The sequence below is a fragment of the Cytobacillus sp. genome (assembly GCF_032154635.1).
Lineage (GTDB): Bacteria > Bacillota > Bacilli > Bacillales > Cytobacillaceae > Cytobacillus.
Map to the genome: position 1 here is coordinate 132,436 of NZ_JALDXW010000008.1, position 7,124 is coordinate 139,559.

Annotated in this window: 6 protein-coding genes and 1 riboswitch; of the genes, 2 read left to right on the forward strand and 4 right to left on the reverse strand. The window is 38.1% G+C overall.

Annotation, left to right across the window (positions count from 1 at the left end):
* Positions 1-4 precede the first annotated feature (4 nt).
* From RUH74_RS08275 to ribD, 3 genes are read right to left on the reverse strand one after another with little or no spacing between them, the layout of a single operon-like run.
* Positions 5-1,198, reverse strand: a complete 1,194-nt coding sequence (locus RUH74_RS08275; protein WP_313799809.1) for a bifunctional 3,4-dihydroxy-2-butanone-4-phosphate synthase/GTP cyclohydrolase II — start codon at positions 1,196-1,198, stop codon at positions 5-7.
* A 28-nt stretch (positions 1,199-1,226) separates the two neighbouring features.
* Positions 1,227-1,883 carry a riboflavin synthase gene (gene ribE / locus RUH74_RS08280; RefSeq protein ID WP_313799810.1) on the reverse strand — a complete coding sequence of 219 codons (657 nt, stop codon included), beginning with the start codon at positions 1,881-1,883 and terminating at the stop codon, positions 1,227-1,229.
* 4 nt (positions 1,884-1,887) lie between these two features.
* A complete protein-coding gene (gene ribD, locus RUH74_RS08285) occupies positions 1,888-2,979 on the reverse strand; it encodes a bifunctional diaminohydroxyphosphoribosylaminopyrimidine deaminase/5-amino-6-(5-phosphoribosylamino)uracil reductase RibD (RefSeq protein ID WP_396229938.1) in 1,092 nt (363 codons plus the stop codon).
* Between the two features lie 126 nt (positions 2,980-3,105).
* Positions 3,106-3,250, reverse strand: a riboswitch (FMN riboswitch).
* Positions 3,251-3,605: 355 nt separating this feature from the next.
* Between ribD and RUH74_RS08290 the strand changes: the two genes are divergently transcribed.
* Entirely contained in the window at positions 3,606-3,992 is a 387-nt protein-coding gene (locus tag RUH74_RS08290; protein ID WP_313799811.1) for a DUF1259 domain-containing protein, read from the forward strand.
* 437 nt (positions 3,993-4,429) lie between these two features.
* Here the strand turns inward: RUH74_RS08290 and RUH74_RS08295 are convergent, their stop codons facing one another.
* Complete coding sequence (locus RUH74_RS08295; protein WP_313799812.1) at positions 4,430-5,731, reverse strand: NCS2 family permease; 1,302 nt, start codon at positions 5,729-5,731, stop codon at positions 4,430-4,432.
* A gap of 173 nt (positions 5,732-5,904) precedes the next feature.
* Here RUH74_RS08295 and RUH74_RS08300 point away from each other — a divergent pair, with 173 nt between their 5' ends.
* Positions 5,905-6,699 carry an EcsC family protein gene (locus RUH74_RS08300; RefSeq protein ID WP_313799813.1) on the forward strand — a complete coding sequence of 265 codons (795 nt, stop codon included), beginning with the start codon at positions 5,905-5,907 and terminating at the stop codon, positions 6,697-6,699.
* The last annotated feature ends 425 nt before the right edge of the window (positions 6,700-7,124 follow it).

Sequence of the window (7,124 nt, forward strand, 5' to 3'; positions counted from 1 at the left end):
TTCATTAAAAAGTTAATAAATGGTCAAGCTTTGACTTTTTTGTTTTTAAGTATGCTTCATTTTCCTTCTTTGCTGGCATTTGCAATGGGACACGCTCCGTAATTTCAAGGCCATATCCTCCTAGACCAGCAATTTTACGTGGATTATTAGTCAAGAGCCTCATTTTCCTAACTCCCAAATCAACTAGTATTTGTGCACCAACACCGTAATCTCGTAAATCATCTGCAAAGCCTAGTTTATGGTTTGCTTCAACTGTGTCATATCCTTCTTCCTGAAGCTTATAAGCCTTTAACTTATTTATTAGCCCAATCCCTCTGCCCTCCTGCCTCATATAAAGAAGAATGCCTTTTCCCTCTTTCTCAATTTGTGCTAGTGCTGCTTCTAATTGAGGACCGCAGTCACAGCGGTTAGAGCCAAATACGTCACCTGTTAGGCATTCAGAATGGACCCTCAATAAAACTGGTTCATCCCCGTTAATTTCTCCCTTGACTAGGGCTACATGATCCTTCCCATCTATCGTATTCGAATAGCCAACTGCTTTAAATAATCCAAACTCAGTTGGCAATTGAATTTCCACTTCTCTTTTAACATGGTTTTCATGCTTGTACCGATACTCAATTAATTGTTTAATCGTAATTATTTTTAAATCGTACTTTTTGGCAACCTCTTCAAGGTCATTCATTCTGGCCATTGTTCCATCGTCTTTCATAATTTCGCAAATAACTCCTGCTGGTTCCGCTCCTGCTAATAAAGCAAGGTCAATGGCTGCTTCTGTGTGACCTGCTCTCCTTAGAACGCCACCTTCCTTCCCTATAAGGGGAAATATATGTCCAGGGCGGTTAAAATCGGTTGAGGAAGCATGCTTATCCAGCATTCTCTCTATTGTTAACGCACGCTCAAATGCACTTATTCCTGTTGAGGTTTCTTTATGATCGATCGAGACAGTAAAAGCCGTTTTATGACTATCTGTATTACTAGTTACCATCGGATGCAGATCCAGCTTTTTAGCCAATGATTCTGCAATAGGGACACAAATTAGGCCCCTACCTTCTTTAGCCATGAAATTGATTGTTTCCGGTGTTACATGCTGCGCAATCGAAACAAAATCTCCTTCATTTTCCCTGTCTTCATCGTCACAAACAATAATGACCTTTCCTGACTTTAAATCTTCTATGGCTTCTTCTATTTCACTAAGCATTTTATTTACCTCCAATTCAATCTTCTCTTTAAGACAGAAAACCGTGTTCTTTTAGAAAGCTTTCTGACAAAACCGAATGACGACTGGTTTCATTTTGTTCTCTTTTCATAAAAGAAAATAAATATTTAGCGAGCATATCAAACTCAATGTTGACTAAATCACCTGGATGCTTTAAATCCAGTACGGTCTCTTTTGCTGTATGCGGAATAATTGAAACGGTGACTGAATCATCTGTTACCCCAAATACCGTTAAGGAGATGCCATCAATTGCAATTGACCCCTTCATTAAAAGAAGATGATTACATGCAGCCGGGACTGATATATCAAAATATATAGCATTTTCACTTACAGACTTTTTTAGTATTTGACCAGTGCCATCTACATGTCCTGTAACAAAATGCCCACCAAATCTGCCATTTGCAGCCATTGCTCTTTCCAAGTTCACCTTCGTATGTTCTTTAACAGATGATAATGACGTGCTTTTAAATGTTTCAGGCATAACATCAGCAGAAAACTCATCACTTTTCATGTCTGTAACAGTTAAACAGACACCATTAACGGAAATACTATCTCCTAAGTGAATATCTTCTACAATTTTTGATGCTTTAATTGTTAACTTTATTGTCTTCCCATGCTTCGTAGCGCTTTTCACTGTACCAAGTTCTTCAATGATTCCTGTAAACAATCAGTCACTCCTCCTTTAGAGGCTTTGCTATTAGTTTGATGTCTTTTCCAATGTTCACTATAGATTCGAATCTTAGCTTTTTAGCATGTTGAATATATTCAGTGCCAGTTCCTCCGATAAAAGGAATTGCCTCTTTTCCGCCAATAATTATGGGCGCAACATACAAAATAATTTGCTGGAATGCATCATTTTCAATAAAGGAAGCATGTATTTCTGAACCGCCTTCTACTAAAACTGACATGATGTTTCTATTTCCAAGCTCTTTTAAAACATCAGCAATAAGAACAGTCTCTGTTGAGAAAGGAAAAACCTCTATTCGATATTCCTTTATTTCTTCAGCCTTCTTTTCATCTATATTATTTCCTGTAAATATGATTGTTTTTGCGGCACCATCCTGAATGACATGGGAATCAATAGGTGTCCGTAAATGTGTATCTAATATGATTCGAATGGGATTTTTTCCACCTCGGGGCAGTCTGGTGGTTAAATGTGGGTTATCGTGAATAATTGTATTCACTCCTGTTAGGATTGCATCGTGTGCATGCCTAATTTGATGAACATCTAATCTGGATTCTGGAGAGGTAATCCATTTGCTGTCACCTGTTTTTGCTGCGGTCTTGCCATCTAAAGAGGCTGCCGCTTTAATTGTAACGTAAGGGGTGTTCGTCTGAATAAAATGAAAAAATGGTTCATTCATTGCATACGCTTCTTCTTTTCCAATGCCTACTTCTACTTCTAAACCAGCATTTTTCAGCATGGCAACCCCTTGACCCGCAACAAGCGGGTTTGGATCAAGCACCGCAACAACGACTCGCTTAATGCCTGATTTATAGATTAATTCTGTACAAGGCGGTGTTCGTCCATAATGGCTGCAAGGCTCTAGTGTGACGTACAGATCAGCGCCTTTCGACTCAGACCCAGCCATCCGAATGGCGTGTACCTCCGCATGAGGCGTTCCAGCCTTTAAATGTGCACCCATTCCAATAATTTGGCCGTCTTTAACAACAACAGCTCCAACAACCGGATTTGGGTTTGTCTGCCCTTTTGTTGTTTGCGCCATCTTTAATGCCAATTTCATATATTCTTCATCCTGCATACAACTATTTACATGCTCCTTTCATCTATTGATTTCTCCAGAAAAATAAAACCCCGCACAAACATGTACGGGGCAAAAACACATAACTAAAGAAGCGTAAAAGAATACAATTTTTACGCAAATTAGCCATTCCTTCTCCCATCCAGACTTTAACTGTCGGCTTTGGAATTTCACCAAATCCACCGTTTTCTAAATTAGAAACCGGGTCACGGACTAAGAGGTCCCCCTCATCACCGCCGGTTGGGAATTTCACCCAGCCCCGAAGGAATATCTATTCGAATGTAAACTTATTATCTAAGAAGTATGCTAATAATGTCAAGATTTCTGACTTGGGTATCTGATTTAATCTTCACTAACAACCATCTTGCTCATGCCACCCCATCATTGCGATTGTATTGGATAAATATGTAATCGGTTTATTTTCGCAATTACTAGACTGTTATCATGTTTCTGCGCTCCACTCATTCTTAAACACTTTGGTTATTTAGTTTCCTTCTATATGGCTTTATCCCTGACTGAAATCTATCAGTTAATAGCCTAATTTTTAGTTTTTGCCTGAAATAACCTATACAAGCTTTTTCTATCTTACATATATTAGAATATATTAAGAGAAGGGAGATAATAAAATGTCAAGTTGTCAGCGACTTGCAGACATTATTGGAGGAGAAGTTATTACATCCTATCCGGTCTGTGTAGTCCAACGCCTTCGAAATATTAATGCAACTATTTTAGGCCGCCGTACTCGTTCCCCTTTATCACTTCCATTTGCCCTTTCATTTGAAAACAACAAAGGTGGACGAACTCTTAACCTAGGTGAGACCGTGATCCTACAAAATGAAATTAATCCATTTCTATCCGCTTTAAGAAGAAGAAGAATCACTGTTACAGCTGTCCATAACCATTGGCTTTTTGATAAGCCACGTTTAATGTATATGCATTGGGAAAATATCGGGGACCCTTTTGAATTTGCTTGGAACAGTTTTGAAGCAGCACAGGAAGTAGGTATACTCTAATTTAAGCCATTTGTGATGTTTATTAAAATGTCACAAATGGCTCTTGTCTTTTTTACAATCAAATCTACTTATATGCTTCATTTAATGAAAACTTTCTATCCATGTTTCATGATAATTAACAATACATTTACAGCTTAGATACACAGGATAAATAATCAACCTATATGTTTAGGTTATTGACATATTAAATGTGAAGGGAGTTAGTTTGATGATTGAATTTCTGACTAGATTAGTAATTTTAACCACTTTTTGTATCCTTTTGCCTTAAAAAATAAAAATACCTCTGTTACAACCTGCTTTGCAAATTTTATGTTACTAACGTACTAATCTAAAATTTCACCTTTTGCATTTGCAACAATTATAAACGTGTATTTTATTTTGTTGTAAAAGAAAAGAAGCACCAAAAATAGCGCTTCTTTCATATCTTTTACATTCTATTAACCTATCACATGAAAAACAAAATTAAAAAGAAAGAGTCCTGCAATAACATATAAAGATAAGGAAACTTCCTTTGCTTTACCGATCGCAATTTTGAGAATTGGATAGAGAATAAAACCAACCGCTATACCATCCGCAATACTATAAGTAAACGGGATCATAGCGATGATAAAAAACGCAGGAAAGCTTTCACTTAAGTCTTTCAAATCCAGATTACGAATATTTTGCAGCATTAATCCGCCAATAATCATTAAAATTGGTGCAATGGCACTGTTTGGGATCAGCTTTATCATTGGAATAATAAACGCAGAAAGCAAAAAGAGCAGACCTGTAATAATTGTCGTTAATCCTGTTCTTCCCCCTGCTGCCATACCAGCAGTGCTTTCGACTGTCGCTACTGTTGGACTTGTTCCAAACACACCTGAAAGCATTGCTGAAATCGAATTTGCCTGGAAGGCGCGAGAAAACTTGTCCGAACGATTGATAAATGAAACATGTCCATGAACCAATCCAATATTTTCAAACACAAGAACCATCGTTAATGAAAATACAGCAATCCAAAAGGAAATGGATAAAATATTATCAAATGACATGGCGCCAAAAACCTCCATATAATCTGATAATGAGAAAGTCTTCTCTTTTGACTGGGTAAAGTCAATACAGCCAAATAGCCCAGCGATCACTGTTCCTGCAATTACCGTAATCAAAAAGTTTCCAGGTGTATTGCGCATAAACAGAATAATAGCTAGTAGGAAGGTAAGAATGGTTGCAAGTACTTGCGGTTCTCCAAGCTCACCGAGAGCAATGATTGAATTTGTCCCTTTCTCAACAATTCCGCCCTTCTCTAATCCGATTAGCATTAAAAATAAGCCTAACCCCACTGTAATTGCTTCCTTCAATGACTGAGGAATCGATTCACTTAAGATCGCTGAAAAACGAGAAAAGGCAACAAAAGTAAAGATTATTCCAGAAACAAAGACGACAGCTAACGCTTCCTGCCAAGACATCCCCATTGATTGAACAATGGTGTAGGAAAACAAAGCATTAATTCCCATACCTGGAACGAGAAGGATTGGCACATTTGCCCATAGACCCATCAATAGGCAGCCGACAACAGATGAAATAATCGTTGCAAAAATAGCTGCTTCAAGCGGAATTCCAGCTTCCGACAAAATGAGTGAATTAACGGCAATAATATACACGATTGTAAAAAAGCCAATCATTCCTGCCAAAACTTCACGTTTAATTGAAGTCTGATTTTCCTCAAGCTGAAAGAAATGGGTAAACCAGTTTTTCTTCATGTTGAAACGACCTAACTATTCAATTAGCCCTCTCCCTACCCGCTCCCCCTGAAATCAGGTGAGCCACAATGTAACATTTTAACAAAATTCTTTCCCTTTGCCAATAGGAGTGAATCTTTTTGCTGGCTGTTTCGTAATGATGAATATCTTAGATATGGAGGGATACTTGCACTGTGAATGAAACGAAGGAACAATTGCTAAAAGAATTAAAAAAGAGTGAGGATTGGGAAAAGGATCAAAGCGATTTATGGTTTTGGGAGAAGATCGGCCGGCTTCCATTCAAAATATTAGACAAGTTTACCCCTAGTTTTGTGCAAAATAAGGTAGGTGTTATCTTAGATGAATTAGGTCAATATGTACAATCTGGCGGAAGCTACTTAAGTTCCGTTTCTTCAGTAACGTCTTATTACCCGAATCGTGAAGTGAAAAATTTAGAGGATGTTGCAGCGATCCCGATTCTTGAAATGGATCAAGCAGTAACAAAGCTAACTGGAAACCGCAAAAGACTTGCCACTGTTCAAGGTGCAAGCACAGGAATTGGTGGCATCTTCACTCTTACAATCGACATCCCCTTACTGCTTGGTATGCAGTTAAAAACCCTTCAAGATATTGCGATATGCTATGGCTATAATCCTGAAGATAAAAAGGAAAGAATGTATATTGTCAAAGTTCTTCAGTTTGTTTCTTCTGATATTGTCGGGAAAAAAGCAATTTTAAATCAGCTTTCCCTCATTGACTCGCCAGAAGATGAACAGGCGAAAAGAGAAGTGATTTCAGAACTACAAGGCTGGCGTGAAGTCGTATTCACTTACCGGGATCAGGTTGGCTGGAAAAAGCTATTTCAAATGATTCCAATTGCAGGTTTGCTATTTGGCGCTTTTATCAACCGCTCAGCAGTTAATGATATTGCTGAAGCAGGTATGATGCTGTATCGCAAACGAAGAATTAAAGAACGATTAGCTAATTAATATGTAGTTGGTACGGTTCGAGTTTAAACATACCAGTTTTCTCAGGAAAGAATTGTGGAGGATATTTAAAATGTAATCTAACCAAGTATTGTCTTTCAGACGCTGGATGAAGGACTTTTTAACCGGTTTTCTTCCTTGTTTTGTCCTTCATACGCTGGATGAAGGACTTTTCAATTGGTTTTCTTCCTTGCTTTGTCCTTCATACGCTGGATGAAAGACTTTTTAACCGGTTTTCTTCCTTGCTTTGTCCTTCATACGCTGGATGAAGGACTTTTTAACCGTTTTTCTTCCTTGCTTTGTCCTTCATACGCTGGAATGAAGGGCTTTTCAATCGGTTTTCAACTATTTTACTGCAGTCTCAGGATTTCCGTTTCTAAGTCGTCTTCCTTTACCGGTCCCATTACTTTTCTTCGAATAACCCCATC